We start from the raw sequence: 18,622 nt of genomic DNA, 5'->3' as shown, positions 1-18,622 counted from the left end.
TCACCGTATCATTTTGTGACCAGATTGTGATCTGTTTCCAAAAAGCCCATAAAACGCGCATGCTCTCAGCCATTGTCCAATCTGAAACCCCTGTAACCCTGATCGGAGGCGGATCTGTCGGTGTCGACGATCTGGAAACGGCGCTGGCGCTGGCGCCTGAACTGGTGGCGGCGGATGGTGGCGCCGGGGCGGCGCTGGCGGCGGGTCATATGCCGCGGGCGGTGATCGGCGACTTTGATTCCCTGACCGATGCAATGCGCGCCCGCATTCCGGCAGAGCGGCTGTTTCCCATTCGTGAACAGGACAGCACCGATTTCGACAAGGCGCTGCGCTCGGTCGCGGCGCCTTTGGTGATCGCGGTGGGCTTTCTGGGCGAGCGGGTCGATCATCAGCTGGCGTCTTTCAATGTGCTGGTGCGGCAGGCGCATCGCCCCTGCATCCTGCTCGGGGCGCATGAGGTGGTGTTTCACGCCCCGCCGCGGCTCAGTCTCGACCTCGTGCCGGGGGAGGTGGTCTCCCTCTTCCCGCTGGGGCCGGTCACCGGCCGGTCGCAGGGGCTGGAATGGCCGATCGACGGGCTTCATTTCGCGCCGGACGGGCGGGTTGGCACCTCGAACCGGGCGCTGGGGCGGGTGACGATCGAAACCGATGGGCCGGGGATGCTGACCATTCTGCCGCGCCGCGCCCTTGAGGCGGTGGTGGCGGCGCTCATGCCGGCTCTCTAGCCGCGCGGGCCATTGTCCGTGCCATGGCCCTTTCGCGCATCACGATATAAAGCCCGGCGGCGATGGTGATCAGGATGCCGAGGGCGGCTTCGGCATTGGGCAGGTCGTGGAAGATCAGCCAGCCGACGAAGGTGGCGATGGGGATTTCCAGATATTGCATCGGGGCCAGGGTGGCGGCGGGGGCATAGCGCAGCGACCAGGTCATCACCAGATGCGCCGCGGTGCCAAGCAGGCCGATCGCCGCCAGCAGCAACCATTCCGCAGTGGTCGGCATCAGCAGGCTCAGCGGTTCGATCCCGGCGCCGTGCCCGAGCAGCAGCAGCGGCAGCATGATCACCGTCGCCATCATGCCGCTGATCGCCTGCAGGCCAATGGGATCGGTGTCCTTGGCAAGCTGCCGGGTCACCAGCATGAAGAGCGAGAAAACCACCGCCACCCCCAGCGGCAGCAGCGCCGGCCAGCCGACATCGGTAAAGCTCGGCTGGATCACCAGCAATGTACCGGCAAAGCCCACCGCGCAGGCGGCGAGCCGGCGCCAGCCGACCTCTTCGTCCAGCACGAATTTACCCAGCAGCAGCATCAGGAAGGGCATGACAAAGGCGATGGCGGTGGCATCGGCCAGCGGCAGGTATCGCAGCGCCGAGAACATGAAGCCGATGCCTGTCATGTGCAGCAGCGTCCGGATCAGCATCAGCCAGAACAGGCGCGGGGTGATCCGCCAGAGCCGTCCGCTTCGCGCCAGCAGCGGATAGAGCAGCGCCGCTTGCAAGGCGAAGCGCACCAGCAGGAGCTGGCCCAGCGGGATATGGCCGCCCAGAAGCTTGGCCACCGCATCCCCCATCGGGGCGAGCAGGCAGAAGAGCAGCATCAGAAGGATGCCCAGAACGGGCCGATCATCGGTCATGTCCGGAACGCTAGGGGGCAAGATCGCAGGGTGCAAGCTTAGGTTGAGGGGAAAGTGCGCGCGATTTTGGCAAGGATCTGTCGGCGCCCCGCACGCAGGCGCGACGCGGCTCGGTTTTGCCGAGAATCGGGCGGTTTTGCCGGGCATCCGGCCGGTGCCTGCTCGGGTCTCTCAAACCAGAGACTGGCGCCTGCCGCTCAACAATTCGGCACATTCACCGCCAGCCCGCCAAGCGAGGTCTCCTTGTACTTCTCGCTCATGTCGGCGCCGGTCTGGCGCATCGTCTCGATGCAGGCGTCGAGCGGCACCACATGCTGCCCGTCGCCCCTCAGCGCCAGGCTCGCCGCCGCGACCGCCTTGATCGCGCCGAGCCCGTTTCTTTCGATGCAGGGCACTTGCACCAACCCCTTCACCGGGTCGCAGGTCATGCCCAGGTGATGTTCAAGCGCGATCTCGGCGGCGTTCTCGATCTGCTCGGGCGTGCCTCCCAGCACGGCGCAGAGACCGGCGGCGGCCATGGCGGCGGCACTGCCCACCTCGGCCTGACAGCCGGCCTCGGCGCCCGAGATCGAGGCGTTGTATTTCACCAGCCCGCCAATCGCGGCGGCGGTGAGCAGGAACTCCTCGACCCGGGTGGCGCTGGCGCCGGGCACATGGTCCAACCAATAGCGGATCACCGCCGGCACCACGCCGGCCGCGCCATTGGTCGGCGCGGTGACCACCTGACCGCCGGCGGCGTTCTCTTCATTGACGGCGAGCGCATAGGTGCTGATCCAGTCGTTCACCACATGCGGAGCGGCAAGGTTCAGCCCGCGTTCGGCCTGCAAGGCATCATGGATGCCCTTGGCGCGGCGTTTGACGTTCAGTCCACCGGGCAGGATGCCATCGGTGGTCAACCCGCGGTCGATGCAGGCGGTCATCACCGCCCAGATCCGGGCGGTGCCCGTCGCGAGTTTTTCCCGGCTGCCGCGCGATATCTCATTGGCGCGCTTCATCGCGGCGATGCTCATGCCGCTGTCGCGGGCCATCTCCAGCATCTGCGCAGCGGAGTGGAAGGGGTAGGGGACGGCCGGACCTTGATCGCTGTCGCGGCCCTCGGCCAGCTCCGCCGCGGTCAGGACAAAGCCGCCGCCGATGGAATAATAGATCTCCTGCAGGATGACGTCGCCCTGGGCGTCGGTTGCCATCAGGATCATCGCATTGGCATGGCCGGGCAGGGGGGTGTCATAGTCGAAGATCAGGTCGCGGTCGGGGTCGAAGCGCAAGGCGCCCAGATCATCGTGCAGGATGATCTTGGTCCGGTGGATCGCATCCAGGACGGTCCCGGCCTGATCCCTGTCATAGGTGTCGGGGCGAAACCCGGCGAGGCCGAGGATGGTGGCGCGGTCGGTGGCGTGGCCGACCCCGGTGAAGGCCAGCGACCCGTGCAGCGAGGCGCGCAGCCCGACCACCCCGAAGGGGGCGGCACGCACCTTGTCAAGGAACCGCGCGCCGGCGACCATCGGCCCCATGGTGTGGGAGGAGGAGGGGCCGATGCCCACTTTGAACATGTCGAAGACGGAGAGGAACATCTAGGTCGGCGATCCTTCTGGGGGCATGGCGGGGTGCGGGGCGGTGAAGGGCGTGGGCCCCAGGCTTTCGGCGGGGGTGACGTTGTCGGGGGCATAATGGAGAAGGTAGCGCGAGGTCATGCGACTCTCCTATCCGAAGGGGCGGGCGGTCCGTCGCACCAAAGCGACGTTTCCGATGGGAAACAAGTCATCTCTCCGGGCGCCCGGGTCGATTGCCGGGCCCGCATCGGCGCGCTAGCTTGCGCGAGATCCAATTCATTCGCCAATTTCCGGAGCTTCGCCTTGACCGAGACGCCGCATCTGTTCCGCCCGTTCACCCTGCGCGGGATCACCAGTCGCAACCGCGTGGTGATCTCTCCCATGTGCCAATATTCCGCGCACGACGGGCATCTGGAGGATTGGCATCTGGTCAATCTGGGCCGCTTCGCCATCGGCGGGGCGGGGATTGTCTTTACCGAGGCGACGGCGGTGCAGAAGGGCGGGCGGATCACCCATGGCTGCCCGGGGCTCTGGACCGACAGCCAGATCATCGGCCACGCAAGGGTGGCGCAATTCGCGCTGGCCCATGGCGCCATCCCGGCGGTGCAGCTTGGCCATGCCGGGCGAAAGTCGGGGATGCAGCGGCCCTGGTTCGGCAATGGTCCGTTGACCGAGGCCGATTTCGCCCGTGGCGACATGCCCTGGACGCCGGTCGGTCCTTCGGCCATGCCGGTGGGCGAGGGCTGGCCTGTGCCCCATGCGCTGAGCGAGGCGGAGATCGCCGCGCTGATCGAGGATTTCGCCGCCGCCGCCCGCCGGGCACTGGCCGCCGGCTATAAGATCGTCGAGGTGCACGGCGCGCATGGCTATCTGATCCATTCCTTCCTGTCGCCGCTATCGAACAAGCGCACCGATGGTTATGGCGGCGATCTTGCAGGGCGGATGCGGCTGGCGCTGGAGGTGGCGGTGGCGGTGCGGGCGGTCTGGCCTGAGGATTTGCCGATGTTCTTCCGGACCTCTGCCGTCGATGGCGACCCTGCGGGCTGGACCCTGCCCGACACGGTGGAGCTGGCCAAGCGGCTGAAGGCGTTGGGCGTCGATGTGATGGATTGCTCCTCCTCCGGCATCGCCGGGTCGGCGACTGCGGCGGGCGGTGGCAAGCGCCAGCCGGGGTTCCAGGTGCCCTATGCCGATGCGGTGCGGCACGAGGCGGGCCTGTCCACCATGGCGGTGGGGCTGATCACCCATCCGCAGCAGGCCGAGGATATCCTGGCCGCGGGCAAGGCCGATCTGATCGCCATCGGGCGCGAGGCGCTGGTCGATCCGATGTGGGCGCTGCATGCGGCCCGGGCGCTGGGCCAGGATACCGATTACAGCACCTGGCCGGCGCAGTCGGGCTGGTGGCTGGCCGGGCGCGAGAAGACCTCGGACGTCTATCGGCCGGAGTGATGCCTCCCTGTCGCGGCGCGGGCGGGCAGCGACAGGGGCGCATTCAGCCGCGAACCCTGCGCCGACGGGCCGCAAGCCTTAGCCCGTCGCGCATGTTGAGGCCGAGGAGGGTGATGTTCACCGCGCCGGCCAGCAGCTCCAACGTCTGGACGATGACGAAGCCGCTGTCGAACTGGCCGGCCTGGGCGCGCAGGGCGAGGAACACCGCGCTGGGCAGCAGGATGAGGATGCCGTTGCCGGCGATCACCTTCATGCGATTGAGTTTGACGGCGACCGCGGGCAGCCGCATACCCCGGCCCAGCCCTGCGCCGGTGATCCCGGCGGTGGCCATGGCGGGGATCATCACCACCATACCGTAGAGGATGCCGGTTTTGACGGTGGTGATCCGATGCGCGTCGCCGACAAGCTCGGTCAATGCGGTGGCGCCCCAGAAACCGGCAATCATCAAAAGGGCGAGGGCGCCGGCGGCGGCGTGAAGTTTCTGTATCATGAGGGGCTCCCGACTCGATAAGAATAGCGTGCTATGTATGTCGGGGTTGAATAGCATGCTATTCAATAGCTAATGTGTGGAATGAGCTTTTCGAAAGACGCCTCGGCTGGATATCTGGCCAACCATATGGCCCGGCTGTTCTTTGCCGGGCTGTCCCGGCGTATCCGTCCGCTGGGGCTGGCGCCGGCGCAGTTCATGGTGCTGCTCGAACTCTGGGAGGAGGACGGGCTGTCGCAGGCCGATCTGGTCGCCCGGCTGGATGTCGAACAGGCGACCATGGCCAATACGCTGGCGCGGATGGAGCGGGACGGGTTGATCGAACGCCGCCCCAGCCCCACCGATCGGCGGGCCCGGCTGATCTGTCTGACTGCCAAGGCCGACGCGCTGCGGGGGCCGGCGATCGCCGCCGCCCAGGCACAGAATGCGCAGGCGCTCACCGGTCTGGCACCCGAGGAGATGGCGCAGTTTTTGATGCTGATGAAAAAAGTGATCGCCACGATGCAGAAGACCCGCCATGCCCCCGTGCCGGGATCGGAGGGGCGGGCGAAGGACGAATAGCCCTCGCAGAAGCGGGAGGCATTGCCTATAAGTTGGCTGACCCTGTGACAAAGAGGCAGCCATGACCGGAGAACTCTCCCCCATCGACAAGGCCAAGTTCGTCGCCGCCCGCCGCGCCGCCGATTATGTCGAAGACGGCATGCGGGTCGGGTTGGGCACCGGGTCGACCGCCGCCTGGCTGGTTCGCTGTCTCGGTGAGATGGTGCGCGAGGACGGGCTGAAGTTCCGCGGCGTGCCGACCTCGACCCGCACCGCGGCGCTGGCCCGCGAGGTGGGCATCGAGGTGGTCAGCCTGGATCAGGCGCGCTGGCTCGACCTGACGATCGACGGGGCCGATGAATTCGACGGTGATCTGAACCTGATCAAGGGCGGCGGCGGCGCCCTGCTGCAGGAAAAGATCGTCGCGACCGCCTCGGACCGGATGGTGGTGATCGCCGATGCCGGCAAGCAGGTCGAGACGCTGGGCGCCTTTCCGCTGCCGGTCGAGGTGGTCCCCTTCGGCTGGCGCACCACCCAGGCCTTGATCGAAGAGACGCTGATTTCGATGGACGTGCTGGGGCGCGACGCGACGCTCAGGATGAATGGCGCGGCGCCCTTTGTCACCGACGAGGGCAATTTCATCCTTGATCTGCACCTGCACCGCATCGGCAATCCGCGTCAGCTGGCGCTGGTCCTGAACCAGATGCCGGGCGTGGTTGAAAACGGGCTGTTCATTGATATCTGTGACACGGTTGTGATCGGTTACGGCGACGGCCGGGTCGAACTGCACGACATCAACGAGGGCACGATCGAGCATGACAGGCTGGACTTCGTCGAAAGCGAGAACCTGTTTACCGATCTGTCGGAGTAAGGACTGACTTTCATGACATTTGACTACGACCTATTCGTCATCGGCGGCGGCTCTGGCGGGGTTCGGGCGGCGCGTGTCGCGGCGGGAGAGGCCGGAGCCAAGGTGGCGCTGGCCGAAGAGGACCGCTATGGCGGCACCTGCGTGATCCGTGGCTGCGTACCGAAGAAGCTGATGGTCTTCGCCAGCGAATATTCCGGCATGGTGGGAGACGCCCAGGCCTATGGCTGGTCGATCGCCCCGGGCGCCTTCGACTGGGACATGTTCCATGGCAAGCTCGCCGCCGAGCTTGACCGGCTGGAAGGCATCTATCGCAACCTGCTGAAGAATTCCGGCGTCGAAACCTTCGACCAGCGGGCGAAGCTGGTCGATGCCCATACGGTCGAACTGGCCGACGGCAGCCGCAAGACGGCCAAGCATATCCTGATCGCCACCGGCGGGCGTCCGGTGACCCCCGATGTTCCGGGGGCGGAGCTTGCCATCACCTCGAACGAGATCTTCCACCTGCCGAAACTGCCGAAGTCGATCCTGATCGTCGGCGGCGGCTATATCGCCTGCGAATTCGCCGGGATCATGAACGGGCTCGGCGTCGAGGTGACGCAATTCTATCGGGGCGCCCAGATCCTGCGCGGCTTCGACGACGAGGCGCGCGGCCTGGTCAGCGACGAAATGCGCAAGAACGGAATTGACCTGCATTTCGGCATCAATGTGCTTGAGATGGCGCGTGACGGCGAGGCGATCCTCGTCAAGGCCTCGAACGGCGACGAACGGGTGTTCGATCAAGTCATGTTCGCCACCGGGCGCACTCCGAATGCCGACGATCTCGGGCTCGAGTCGATCGGCGTCGAACGTGGCCGCAAGGGCGAGATCGTGGTCGATCAATACAGCCAGACCTCGGTGCCGTCGGTCTATGCCATTGGCGATGTGACCGACCGGGTGAACCTGACGCCCGTCGCGATCCGCGAAGGCATGGCCTTCGTGCAGACCGTCTTCAAGGGCAACCCCACGCCGGTCGATCACGAGCTGATCCCGACCGCGATCTTCACCCAGCCCGAGATGGGCACCGTGGGCCTTTCCGAGGAAGATGCGGCCAGGCAGGAACCGATCGAGGTTTATTCCACCAGCTTCAAGCCGATGCAGATGGGCTTTGCCGGACGCACCGACCGGGTGCTGATGAAGCTGGTGGTCAGCAAGGCGACCCGCAAGGTTCTGGGCTGTCATATCGTCGCGCCGGGAGCAGGGGAAATGATCCAGCTTGCCGGCATCGCGGTGAAGATGGGGGCCACGAAAGAGGATTTCGATCGCACCGTGGCGGTGCACCCGACCATGGCAGAGGAGATCGTCACCATGAAGTCTCCGGTACGTAGCGCTTGAATTTTCGCGCTGCGTACACAGTTTAGTGATCAGCAGAGCTGAAAGAGAAATAAGCCGCTTCTGGCGGAACGAGAGAGGATTATCTATGGCGGGCAACAGCGGTGGCCCCTGGGGCGGCGGTGGGTCGTCTGGGGGCGAGGGCAACCGGAACGGCAACCAAGGTGGGGGCGGTGGCCGGCGGCCTGAGGACGAGGGACCGCAGATCCCGGAAATCGACCAACTGGTGAAGAAGGGGCAGGAGCAACTGCGCGTTCTGATGGGCGGTCGTGGTGGCAAGGGCGGCGCTGGCGGGCCTTCGGGCCAGGGCGGCGGCGGTCCGATGTTCACCAAGGGCACCGTCGGGCTTGGCGTGATCGCCGCCGTCATCCTCTGGGGGGTGGCGAGCTTTTATACCGTCAAACCGGAAGAGAAGTCGGTCGAGCTGTTTCTTGGCAAGTTCTACGGGATTGGTGAGCCGGGCCTGAACTTTGCGCCCTGGCCGCTGGTCACGGCAGAGGTGATCCCGGTCACCACCGAACAGCGCGAGGATATCGGCACCGGCCGCGGCCAGGATGCCGGGCTGATGCTGACCGGGGACGAGAATGTGGTCGATATCGATTTCCAGGTGATCTGGAACATCAGCGATCCGGCCAAATATCTGTTCAACCTGCGCGATCCGCGCCAGACCATTCGCGCGGTGTCGGAATCGGCGATGCGCGAAATCATCGCTCAGTCGAAGCTGGCACCGATCCTGAACCGCGACCGCGGTCAGATCGCCGACCGGCTCTATGAGCTGATCCAGAGCACGCTCGACAGCTATGACAGCGGTGTGCACGTCGTGCGGGTCAACTTCGACAAGGCCGATCCGCCGCAGCAGGTGATCGACGCCTTCCGCGAGGTTCAGGCGGCGGAACAGGAACGCGATCGGCTGCAGAATGTCGCCGATGCCTATGCCAACCGCGTGTTGGCCGAGGCGCGCGGTCAGGCCGCCCAGCTTCTGGAAGAGGCCGAAGGTTATCGCGCCCAGGTCGTCAACGAGGCCCAGGGTGAGGCCAGCCGCTTCTCCGCGGTGCGCGCCGAATACGAGAAGGCGCCGGATGTCACCCGCAAGCGGATGTATCTGGAGACGATGGAAAAGGTGCTCGGCGGGATGGACAAGATCATCCTGGACGAGGGCGCCGGGGGCCAGGGCGTGGTGCCCTATCTGCCTCTGAACGAGCTGCGCCGTGACGGGTCCGCAGCCTCCACCAGCAAGCAGGAGAGCAAGTGATGCGCAAGACCACCTTCATCCTGCCCGCCATCGCGATCGTGGCCGCTGTCGGCCTGTCTTCGATCTTCATCGTCGACGAGCGCGAAAAGGCGCTGGTGCTGCAGTTCGGCCGCGTCGTGTCGGTCAAGGAACAGCCCGGGCTCGCCTTCAAGATCCCGCTGATCCAGCAGGTCGTGCGCTATGACGACCGGATCCTCAGCCGCGACGTGCAACCGCTCGAGGTGACGCCGCTTGATGATCGCCGGTTGGTGATTGACGCCTTCGCGCGCTATCGCATCACCGATGTGACCAAGTTCCGTCAGGCCATCGGCACCGGCGGCATGACCGCCGCCGAGGCGCGGCTCGATTCCATCCTGCGCTCGAAAACGCGGGAGATTCTGGGCTCGGTCAGCTCGGGCGATATCCTGAGTTCGGATCGCGCCGCGCTGATGTCGCGCATCCGTGACGGAGCCGAGACCGAGGCCCGCGCGCTGGGGGTCGAGATCATCGACGTCCGGCTGAAGGCCACCGATCTGCCGTCGCAGAACCTTGCCGCCACCTTCGACCGGATGCGGGCGGAACGTGAACGCGAGGCGACCGATGAACGGGCCCGCGGCAACGAGGCGGCGCAGCGGGTGCGTGCCCAGGCCGACCGGACCAAGGTCGAGCTGGTGTCTGACGCGCAGCGCGAGGCCGAGATCATCCGCGGTGAGGCCGACGCCGAGCGTAACAAGGTCTATGCCGAGGCCTATGGCAAGGATCCCGAGTTCTTCGCCTTCTATCGGTCTCTGATGGCTTATGACCGGGCGCTGAAGGGCGATAACTCCTCCATGGTGGTGAGCCCGGATTCGGAGTTCTTCAATTACCTCAAATCCCCCCAAGGCAACGCTGCCGGGGGCAAGTGATGGGGTTTATCCTTCTGGCTTTCGGGCTGGTGTTGATCGTGGAGGGGCTGGCCTGGGTGCTGGCCCCTTCGCTTGTAGAGCGTCTGCTCGAAATGCTGCGCGATCTGCCGCTGCCGGCACGGCGCCAGATCGGGGCCTTGACGCTGGTCAGCGGGCTGATCCTGCTGTGGATCGCGGCGCGCCTCGGCGCACCGGGGCTGTAAGGCGGTCCTTGGCACGGAACTGTAACACTTCGTGTAGGGGCGCGCTGCCGCGACACCCGCATGGCGGCCGGTGAGGCGGCGCAGGTCGAGGTGCCGTCCGGGGCCGAGTTCCGGCGCGGTTTTATGGTGCAGAGATGGTGGCTTGGCGGAATATCGGTTCTGCTCACGCCCTTGGGGACGGGCCGAATGCCTCTGCTTTCTTGGACCGCGCGGCAATGGGGTGGCGGTGGATCGCCGGTTTTTTCTGCCGGGTTGTCAAGCCGCGTCACGCATGATTCACAAGCCGTTGAGATCATGCAACACTCGTTGCAGGTCGGGGGGGAGCCACTACATTCCACCCCGGGAATAAAAGCCTCGGGTCGGCGTGCCGGGCGGGGGTTTCCGATTCAGCAAGGCTTTGACAAGGAGGCTATCCGTGCAGCCACAGGCAATCATTTCATCTAACGGGCTGGCCAGCCCGATCGTCCGGTTCCGGACGCTTTGGCTGACTCTTCTGACGACCGTTCTGGTGCTGGCACAGGTGGCGCTGGCGCAGGCCAAGCCGGAAAGCCTTGCCCCGCTGGTCGACAAGGTCAGCCCGGCGGTGGTCAATATCACCACCACCACCATGGTCGAAGGGCGGGCCGCACCGCAGGGCATCGTTCCCAAGGGGTCGCCCTTCGAGGATTTCTTCAAGGACTTCCAGGATCGGAACCGTGATCAGGAGCGGCCGCGGCGGTCGACCGCGCTGGGATCGGGCTTCGTGGTCTCCGAGGATGGCTATGTCGTCACCAACAACCACGTGATCGAGGGCGCTGACGAAATTCAGATCGAATTCTTCGACGGCAAGGAGCTGAAGGCGAAAGTCGTCGGCACCGACCCCAACACCGATATCGCGCTGCTGAAGGTCGAGGAAAAAGAGCCGCTGCCCTTCGTCAAGTTCGGCGACAGCGACACCGCCCGCGTCGGTGATTGGGTGATGGCCATGGGCAACCCGCTCGGCCAGGGGTTCTCGGTCTCGGCCGGTATCGTCTCGGCCCGCAACCGGGCGCTCTCGGGCACCTATGACGATTACATCCAGACCGATGCCGCCATCAACCGCGGCAACTCGGGTGGGCCGCTGTTCAACATGGACGGCGAGGTGATCGGCGTGAACACCGCGATCCTGTCCCCCAACGGCGGGTCGATCGGCATCGGCTTCTCGATGGCGTCGAATGTGGTCAGCAAGGTGGTCGATCAGCTCAAGCAGTTCGGTGAAACCCGCCGCGGCTGGCTCGGTGTTCGGATCCAGGACGTGACCAAGGACGTGGCCGAGGCGATCGCCCTGACCAAGCCCGAAGGCGCGCTGGTCACCGATGTGCCGGATGGTCCCGCCAAGGATGCCGGCATGCAGTCGGGCGACGTGATCGTCACCTTCGACGGTGTGGAAGTGAAGGACACCCGCGCTCTGGTGCGTCAGGTCGGCAATACCGAGGTCGGCAAGACCGTCCGCGTGGTGGTCTATCGTGACAGCGGCACCAAGACCCTGCTGGTGACGCTGGGCCGTCGGGAAGACGCTGAAAAGACCACCCCCACGGAGACGACCGGCGATCAGGCCGCTCCGGGCGAGGAAAAGGTTCTGGGTATGACCCTGACCGCCCCCACCGATGAGATGCGTCAGGAACTGGGGCTGCCGGACGATGCCAAGGGGCTGGTGGTCACCGATGTCGATGAGGCGGCGGAAGCCTTCGAAAAGGGCCTGCGCGCCGGTGATCTGATCACCGAGGCGGGGCAGCAGAAGGTGACCTCGGTCGCCGATCTGACCGCCCGTATCACCGAGGCGAAAGACGCGGGCCGCAAGTCGATCCTGCTGCTGATCCGTCGCGGCGGTGACCCGCGCTTCGTGGCGCTGACCGTCGACAGCACCGAATAAGCACAAGGGCGGTTCTGCCGCCGAAAAGGAAAGGCCGGGCAGAGCGCCCGGCCTTTTTTCGTTTGAGGAGACGGCGTTTCCGGCGACGCGCTCCGCCGCCGTCGCCTGAGGTGGGAAACTGGCCCTGTTGCGCAGGGGGGCCATCTTAAGGGGAGAGGGGGAGCAGGGTCTGGCCCGGTTATCGTGATGGTGATCCAGGCGCGGGATCGGCGGGGGCTTGCGCCCGCCGCCGTCCGTCCGCGGTACAATCGCGGTTTAACAAAACGAGCCATGTGCCTGGAGACACATGGCTCGAACCTGGACCAACCCGGGTACGGTACGGGAAGGTGGGCCGGCCCATCGGAGGTCACCCTCCTGGAGCTTGCCACCGTGGGGGCAGTGTTGCGCTCCTGGGTCTGTCATAGCCCCTGTGGCGCAGGGCTTCTGTGACCCAGTTCACAGCCAGCCGGAAATTCGCAATAAAATGCGATTTTCTTCTCGAAGCCGTTCTGATTGTTTCGGACGAGGGGGATCAGATCGCGTCGGGGTCGGCCAGGGCCAGAAGCGCCCGGCGATCCCGGATCGTCAGCCCGCCGCGTCCGGCGGCGATCACCCCGTCCTTGCGCCAGGCCGACAGGGTCTTCGACACCGCCTCGCGGGTGGCACCGACGAATTCCGCCAGCTCCGCCTGCGACAGCGCCAATGCGGCGCCATCGCCGCCGGCGACCTCGGTCAGATGCAGCAGCTTGCGCGCCAGCCGGGTGGGCAGGGGCAGGAATACCTGTTCGTTCAGCAGGCGCCCCATCCAGCGCATCCGCTGGCCGGCGAGCCGGATCAGATCCTCGGCCAGGTCGGGGTTGCGGCGGATATTGCCCAGCATGTCGTCATGGCGCACCCGCAGCAGTCGGCACCGCGCCAGCGCGGTCACCGTGGCGGTGCGCGGGCCGGGATCGAACAGGGTGATCTCGCCAAAGATCGCGCCCGGCCCCATCATGTCGAGCGACAGCTTGCGCCCGTCGGCGGCGAGGATCGAGAATTCGAGCTGGCCTTCGAGAATGGCGTAGAGCGATTCCCCCCGGGTGCCCTGTTCGAACAGCACCTCGCCCTCGGCGAGGGTGACCTCGACCGCTTGGGCGGAAAGCATTCGTTTCAGTTCGTCCGAGGCAGCGGACAGAAAGCTGCTGTCGGGCAGCGAAAGCGGGGACATGGTCAAGGCTCCTGCGCGGGCCGGGTCAGTCGCGAGCGGCGGCGGTGTCCCCGGCAAGCTAGCAAACCGCGCCACGGGGGCAAGCCCGGACCGGCCCGTGCGACATCAAAGATCGCGGTCGGCGGGGTCGATCAGGTACTTCTGCAGCGCCATCACCTGCCACCAGAGATAGAGAAACAGCAGGATCGGAAAACCGAAGGTCTCGATCTTGACCCAGAGATCGGTCGACAGCGTGCGCCAGACCACCTCGTTGGCGACCGCCAGCGCCGCGAAGCCGAAGCACAGCCGGCGGGTCAGGATCATCCAGCCGGTTTCCTGCATCGGCATCATCTCGTGCAGCACATAGGCGAGATAGGATCGCCCCTGCAACAGCCCGGCGCCGAGGATGGCGGCGAACAGGCCATAGACGATGGTGGTCTTCATCTTGAAGAAGCGTTCGTCGTTGAACCAGGCGGTGAGCGCGCCGAAGAAGATCACCACGAAGGCGGTGAAGATCTGCAGCCGGCTGAGCTGGCCGGTCAGCTTCCACAGCAGGCCGATCGAGATCAGCAGCACCGGCACGAACAGCACGGTGGCGATGATGAAGCCGGAATATTCGGTGCCGCCGATGGTGAAACTCTGTTCCTTGAGCTTCATGTAGAGCAGGAAGAAGATCAGGGTCGGCCCCAGCTCCAGCACCTGGCGCAGGATCGGGTTCACGTCTTTTTTCTGGTCGCTCATCTGTCTTGCTGCCTTTCGCGTCTCAGCCGCCCAATTCCACTATCACCGCGCCGAGCGCGATCAAAGCCATCAGCGCGATGCGGCGGGGGCCGACGGTCTCCTTCAGCACCAACCAGCCGATCAGCGCCGCGAAGACGGTGGAGGTTTCGCGCAGGACCGCCGCCTGGCCCACCTTGTCGAGTCGGGTGGCCAGCATGATGGCGCCGAAGCTGAAGAAGGCCACCACGCCGCCGGAAAAACCCCGGATCGCCAGCGGCCCCAGCGCCGGCCGGTCGGTCATCGACTTGTAGCGCAGCGCGGCGATCACCGGCATCACGATGCCGTCAAAGGTGAAGAACCAGGCCAGGAAGGTGAAGGGATCGGTGGTGGAACGGATGCCGTAGGCGTCGTAGGTGGTATAGAGCGCGACGAAAAGCCCGGTCGCCACCGCCAGCAGCAGCGCCGGCACCAGAGTGTCCCGCGCGGTGGTCAGGAACATCAGGTTATAGACCGCCAGCCCGAAGATGCCGGCCAGCAGCACCGCAACCCCCAGCCATTGCACCACGGTGAAATGTTCGCCGAAGATCACCCCGGCGCCGATCACCGCAAAGAGCGGCCCGGTGCCGCGCACCACCGGATAGACCACGGTATAGGCGCCCTTGGTATAGGCCAGCGCCTGCAACAGCTTATAGCCCACATGGATCGCCCAGGCGCCGGCGAAGATCGGCCACATATGCGGTTCGGGCCAGGGCACCACGAAGAGCGCGAAGGGCAGCGCCATGATGAAGTAGGCCCCGTCGATCGCGCCCCGGCTGAGCCAGGGATCGTGCCGCCCCTTCTGCAAGGCGCCGAAGACCGCATGCAGGACGGCGGCGAGAATGGCGAGGAAGAGCGCGGCGGTATGACCGGCCTCGGTGCCTTCAAGAGAGAGGAGATAATCGCTCATGCGCCGAGGGCCCGATCAGGACGGCGGTGGGCGGGACGGTGGCGAGGGCGGGACATGCGGGTATTTCGGTGCAGATGAAACAGTGGCGGCTCAGCCACGGTCGAGCCCGGTAAGGGCGGCGGCGAAATCCTCGGGGTCGAAGGGGGCGAGATCGTCGATCTGTTCGCCCACCCCGATGGCATGGATCGGCAGGCCGAACTTGTCGGCCAGCGCCACCAGCACGCCACCCTTGGCGGTGCCGTCGAGTTTCGTCATCACCAGGCCCGAGACGTCGGAGATCTTCTTGAAGATCTCCACCTGGCTCAGTGCGTTCTGGCCGGTGGTGGCGTCAAGCACCAGAAGGGTGTTGTGCGGCGCGGTCTCGTCCTTCTTGCGGATGACGCGGACGATCTTGGCCAGCTCCTCCATTAGGTCGGTACGGTTCTGCAGCCGGCCGGCGGTGTCGATCAGCAAAAGATCGGCGCCATCTTCCTGCGCCTTGGTCATCGCGTCGAAGGCGAGCGAGGCGGGGTCGGAGCCTTCGGGCGCCGTCAGCACCGGCACCCCGGCGCGATCGCCCCAGACCTGGAGCTGTTCGACGGCCGCGGCGCGAAAGGTGTCGCCGGCGGCGATAACGACGGATTTGCCGGCGGCCTTGAACTGGCTGGCGAGCTTGCCGATGGTCGTGGTCTTGCCGGACCCGTTGACGCCCACCACCAGCACCACCTGCGGCCGTTTGGCATAGATCGGCAGCGGCCGGGCGACCGGCTCCATGATGCGGGCGATTTCCGCCGCCAAGAGTTCCTTGATCTCCTCGGTCGAGACCTTCTTGCCATAGCGGCCCTCGGCCAGGTTGGCGGTGATCCTGAGCGCGGTGTCCACTCCCATGTCCGAGGCGATCAGCAGCTCTTCGAGCTGTTCGAGCATCTCGTCGTCGAGCACCCGACGGGTGACGCCGTGTCTGGGGGCGCCGCGGCCCAGCAACCGGCCGAGAAAGCCGGGCGTGGCGGCGGTGTCACTGGGGGGGGCCATGGGAATTTCCGAGGGAAGCTCGGCGGGGATTTCCGCCGGGACATCGGCCGGGGCCGGCTCCTCGAACGGCATCGGCTCGGGCTGCTCCGCCGGGGCGGGCTCCTCTTCCGCCGGGGCGGGTTCAGGCACAGGCTCCGGGGCGGGTGCTGGCTGCTCCTCGGGCTGGTCGGCAACCAGCTCCTCCTCGCCGCCGTCCTCGACGATGGCCTCAAGCCCCTGTTCGAGCTTGGACGAGGATTTGAACAGCCGGTCCTTGAGTTTCGAGAAAAACGCCATCGTGATCTCCGCGCAGTGTTCCCTTCACCTAATGCGGATTGGCCGGGGTTGCAAAGGGGACGGGGCTCAGCCGGAAAGGAAAGCGTCCAGAAACCCCGCCTGAGCGCCCCAGTAGAGCGGCCAGATCGCATAGGGGGCCCAGCGGCGGCGGCTCTGCCCGGGGCGCATCAGGAAGACATCGGCGGCCAGGATGATATCGGAGATCAGGAAAGCCAGGGCGGCGAGAGGAACCGCACCGGGCAGGGTGAGCGCGGCGGCGGCCATCGTCAGGATCACCGGCGTATAGGCCAGGGCCGCGCCCTTCAGCCGTCCGGCGCGCGGCACCACCAGGCGGAGCATGAGGGCGCCGAGACCGATCAGCCCGATCAGCGCGCCCAGCCGGATGGGATCGCTCAGCCGGGCGGGATCGGCGGCGGGGGCGGAGAGGAAAAGCGCGATATAGCTCAGATGGCCGGCACCGAAGGCCAGGGCACCGGCGAGAAAGGCGCGCTCTCCCGGGCGCGAGAGCGCGTAATCCCCAGCCGCGCAGAGGCCAAGCGCCAGCACCAGCAGCACCGGCGCCCCCGCCTGCAGGGCGAAGAGTGCCAGCAGCGCCACGGCGGCGGTCTTGAGGGTGGAGCGCAGCCAGCCCGCTGGCCGGGTGGTAAGCCCCAGATAGGCCAGCGCGCAGAGCAGCGCGGCAAGGAGGAGAACGGGCATCGCGGGTTGGCCTGCGGGATCGGATCACCGCCAGCATCGCCCATTTGACAGTCTCGCGCCAGCGTCGGAGACTGGCACCAGACCGTCCGGCGGGCGGGTGGATCGGAGAGCCCTTGCATGCTGCGTTTCTATGTCGCCACGCTGACCCCTGTCGGGCTGATCACCCTCGCCTGTCTTCTTGGCGGGGTCTGGCCGGCGCTGGCGCTGCTCTACATGACGGTCTTCGTGGCGCTGGCGGATCGGCTCGGCCCCGAGGCGCTGCCGGATATCCAAGGGGCGGAGCGCGCGGCGAATGGCCTGTCGGTGCTGCTGGGAGGGCTGAATTTCCTGCTGCTGCCCCTGGGGGTCTGGGCGATCGCGGCTGCCCCCTGGCTGGGCGGCTGGGCGCGCGGCATGACCGGGCTGGCGCTGGGGATGTTCCTGGGGCAGGTGTCGCATCCCAATGCGCATGAGCTGATCCACCGCGGCAACCGCTGGCTGCGCCGGCTGGGGGTGGCGGTCTATATCTCGATCCTCTTCGGCCATCATGCCTCGGCGCATCCGAAGGTGCATCATGTCCATGTGGCCACCCCGCGCGATCCCAATTCAGCACGTCCCGGTGAGGGATTCTATCGGTTCTGGCCGCGCGCCTGGGTCGGCTCCTTCATGGCCGGGTTTCAGGCCGAGACGGCAGCCCGCCGGCGCGCCGGGCGCGGCGGTCTGCATCCCTATGTGGTTTATGTCGGCGGCGCGCTGCTGGGGCTGCTCCTGGCCTGGGCGCTGGCGGGGGCGCGGGGGCTCGGGATCTATGTGGCGCTTTGCGCCTATGCGCAGATGCAGCTTCTGCTGGCCGACTACGTGCAACACTATGGGCTGAGGCGGCGAGATGGTCCGGAGGGCAAGGCGGAACCGGCAGGACCGCAGCATTCCTGGAATGGGGCCGAGTGGTATTCCTCGGCGCTGATGCTGAATGCGCCGCGCCATTCCGACCACCATCAGAACCCCGGCCGGGCCTATCCGGCGCTGCGGCTTGATCGCGCGACCATGCCGGTGCTGCCGCATCCAATGCCGGCGATGGCGGCGATCGCGCTGGTGCCGCCGCTCTGGCGGCGGGTGATGGACGCCCGCGCCCGCGCCTGGGCCGCCGGCGCCCCTCCGCCGGGCGGGAGCCGGCGGCGCTGATCCCCCGTTGGCAACCGCCCCGGGGATCTGCCACAGTCGCCCCATGCGGTTGTCATTCCTGATTCCCCTCTGTCTCGCCGCCGCGCCGGTCGTGGCGCAGGAAAGCCTCTCGGCCGAGGCTTTCGATGCCTACACCCGGGGCAAGACGTTGTTCTATGGCCAGGGCGGGCAGGCCTATGGCGTCGAACGCTATCTCGAGGGGCGCAAGGTGATCTGGTCATTCCTTGACGGCAATTGCCGCTATGGCCAGTGGTACGAGCAGGCGGGGCAGATCTGTTTTGTCTATGAGGATCGCCAGGATCCGCAGTGCTGGAGCTTCTCCAAGGGCTCGAACGGGTTGATCGCGCGCTTCGAGAACGACCCGCAGGCGACCGAGCTTTACGAGGCCGAGGATAGCGGCCAGGCGATGGTCTGTCTCGGCCCCAAGGTCGGGGTCTGAGGGGAGGGGGCGCTGCCCCCTACGGCCTGCGGCCTGCCCCCGGGATATTTTCAGCTAGAAAAAGGCGCGAGCCCACGCCGG

At 66.2% G+C, this 18,622-nt stretch carries 19 protein-coding genes; 11 read left to right on the top strand and 8 right to left on the bottom strand.

What is annotated here, in order from left to right; all coding sequences use genetic code 11:
- The first annotated feature begins 59 nt into the window (after nt 1-59).
- Nucleotides 60-725, top strand: a complete 666-nt coding sequence (locus ACN0V4_RS07605) for a thiamine diphosphokinase (protein WP_417674637.1) — start codon at nt 60-62, stop codon at nt 723-725.
- Here ACN0V4_RS07605 and ACN0V4_RS07600 read toward each other — a convergent pair.
- A complete protein-coding gene (locus ACN0V4_RS07600) occupies nt 709-1,629 on the bottom strand; it encodes a DMT family transporter (RefSeq protein WP_417674635.1) in 921 nt (306 codons plus the stop codon). The two genes, ACN0V4_RS07605 and ACN0V4_RS07600, sit on opposite strands and share 17 nt — an antisense overlap.
- A 197-nt stretch (nt 1,630-1,826) precedes the next feature.
- Nucleotides 1,827-3,200, bottom strand: a complete 1,374-nt coding sequence (locus ACN0V4_RS07595) for an L-serine ammonia-lyase (protein ID WP_417674633.1) — start codon at nt 3,198-3,200, stop codon at nt 1,827-1,829.
- A 282-nt stretch (nt 3,201-3,482) separates the two neighbouring features.
- Here ACN0V4_RS07595 and ACN0V4_RS07590 point away from each other — a divergent pair, with 282 nt between their 5' ends.
- On the top strand, nt 3,483-4,628 hold the full coding sequence (locus tag ACN0V4_RS07590; protein ID WP_417674631.1) for an NADH:flavin oxidoreductase/NADH oxidase: 1,146 nt from the start codon (nt 3,483-3,485) through the stop codon (nt 4,626-4,628).
- 43 nt (nt 4,629-4,671) lie between these two features.
- On the opposite strand, the gene ACN0V4_RS07585 is transcribed toward ACN0V4_RS07590, so the two are convergent.
- Nucleotides 4,672-5,118: a hypothetical protein gene (locus ACN0V4_RS07585; RefSeq protein ID WP_417674629.1), complete on the bottom strand. Its 447-nt coding sequence runs from the start codon at nt 5,116-5,118 to the stop codon at nt 4,672-4,674.
- Nucleotides 5,119-5,199: 81 nt separating this feature from the next.
- Between ACN0V4_RS07585 and ACN0V4_RS07580 the strand changes: the two genes are divergently transcribed.
- The 7 genes from ACN0V4_RS07580 (at nt 5,200) to ACN0V4_RS07550 (ending at nt 12,124) form a co-directional block, all read left to right on the top strand.
- Complete coding sequence (locus ACN0V4_RS07580) at nt 5,200-5,676, top strand: MarR family winged helix-turn-helix transcriptional regulator (protein ID WP_417674627.1); 477 nt, start codon at nt 5,200-5,202, stop codon at nt 5,674-5,676.
- 61 nt (nt 5,677-5,737) lie between these two features.
- Entirely contained in the window at nt 5,738-6,526 is a 789-nt protein-coding gene (gene rpiA / locus ACN0V4_RS07575) for a ribose-5-phosphate isomerase RpiA (protein WP_417674625.1), read from the top strand.
- A 12-nt stretch (nt 6,527-6,538) separates the two neighbouring features.
- Entirely contained in the window at nt 6,539-7,897 is a 1,359-nt protein-coding gene (gor, locus tag ACN0V4_RS07570) for a glutathione-disulfide reductase (RefSeq protein WP_417674623.1), read from the top strand.
- Nucleotides 7,898-7,982: 85 nt separating this feature from the next.
- Nucleotides 7,983-9,146 carry an FtsH protease activity modulator HflK gene (hflK, locus tag ACN0V4_RS07565; RefSeq protein ID WP_417674621.1) on the top strand — a complete coding sequence of 388 codons (1,164 nt, stop codon included), beginning with the start codon at nt 7,983-7,985 and terminating at the stop codon, nt 9,144-9,146.
- Nucleotides 9,146-10,030, top strand: a complete 885-nt coding sequence (gene hflC / locus ACN0V4_RS07560) for a protease modulator HflC (protein WP_417674619.1) — start codon at nt 9,146-9,148, stop codon at nt 10,028-10,030. The genes hflK and hflC overlap by 1 nt, the downstream gene beginning before the upstream one ends.
- Entirely contained in the window at nt 10,030-10,233 is a 204-nt protein-coding gene (locus ACN0V4_RS07555; protein ID WP_417674617.1) for a DUF2065 domain-containing protein, read from the top strand. Before hflC ends, ACN0V4_RS07555 begins: the two co-directional genes overlap by 1 nt.
- A gap of 415 nt (nt 10,234-10,648) precedes the next feature.
- Complete coding sequence (locus ACN0V4_RS07550) at nt 10,649-12,124, top strand: DegQ family serine endoprotease (RefSeq protein ID WP_417674615.1); 1,476 nt, start codon at nt 10,649-10,651, stop codon at nt 12,122-12,124.
- Between the two features lie 511 nt (nt 12,125-12,635).
- On the opposite strand, the gene ACN0V4_RS07545 is transcribed toward ACN0V4_RS07550, so the two are convergent.
- The 5 genes from ACN0V4_RS07545 to ACN0V4_RS07525 all read right to left on the bottom strand — a co-directional run bounded on the left by ACN0V4_RS07545 (nt 12,636) and on the right by ACN0V4_RS07525 (nt 16,941).
- Nucleotides 12,636-13,310: a Crp/Fnr family transcriptional regulator gene (locus ACN0V4_RS07545; protein ID WP_417674613.1), complete on the bottom strand. Its 675-nt coding sequence runs from the start codon at nt 13,308-13,310 to the stop codon at nt 12,636-12,638.
- 105 nt (nt 13,311-13,415) lie between these two features.
- On the bottom strand, nt 13,416-14,030 hold the full coding sequence (locus ACN0V4_RS07540; protein WP_417674611.1) for an inner membrane-spanning protein YciB: 615 nt from the start codon (nt 14,028-14,030) through the stop codon (nt 13,416-13,418).
- Between the two features lie 22 nt (nt 14,031-14,052).
- Nucleotides 14,053-14,955: an EamA family transporter gene (locus tag ACN0V4_RS07535; RefSeq protein WP_417674609.1), complete on the bottom strand. Its 903-nt coding sequence runs from the start codon at nt 14,953-14,955 to the stop codon at nt 14,053-14,055.
- 90 nt (nt 14,956-15,045) lie between these two features.
- Nucleotides 15,046-16,242: a signal recognition particle-docking protein FtsY gene (gene ftsY, locus ACN0V4_RS07530; protein WP_417674607.1), complete on the bottom strand. Its 1,197-nt coding sequence runs from the start codon at nt 16,240-16,242 to the stop codon at nt 15,046-15,048.
- Nucleotides 16,243-16,308: 66 nt separating this feature from the next.
- Complete coding sequence (locus tag ACN0V4_RS07525; RefSeq protein ID WP_417674605.1) at nt 16,309-16,941, bottom strand: lysoplasmalogenase; 633 nt, start codon at nt 16,939-16,941, stop codon at nt 16,309-16,311.
- Between the two features lie 117 nt (nt 16,942-17,058).
- Between ACN0V4_RS07525 and ACN0V4_RS07520 the strand changes: the two genes are divergently transcribed.
- Nucleotides 17,059-18,102, top strand: a complete 1,044-nt coding sequence (locus ACN0V4_RS07520; RefSeq protein WP_417674603.1) for an alkane 1-monooxygenase — start codon at nt 17,059-17,061, stop codon at nt 18,100-18,102.
- Between the two features lie 43 nt (nt 18,103-18,145).
- Entirely contained in the window at nt 18,146-18,541 is a 396-nt protein-coding gene (locus tag ACN0V4_RS07515) for a hypothetical protein (RefSeq protein ID WP_417674601.1), read from the top strand.
- Nucleotides 18,542-18,622 lie beyond the last annotated feature (81 nt).

It is taken from the genome of Pseudodonghicola sp., from assembly GCF_048268305.1.
In the GTDB taxonomy this organism is placed as follows: Bacteria; Pseudomonadota; Alphaproteobacteria; order Rhodobacterales; family Rhodobacteraceae; genus Pseudodonghicola.
The sequence above is the reverse complement of the archived record's forward strand: the minus strand, read 5'-3'. Positions and strand labels throughout refer to the sequence as shown.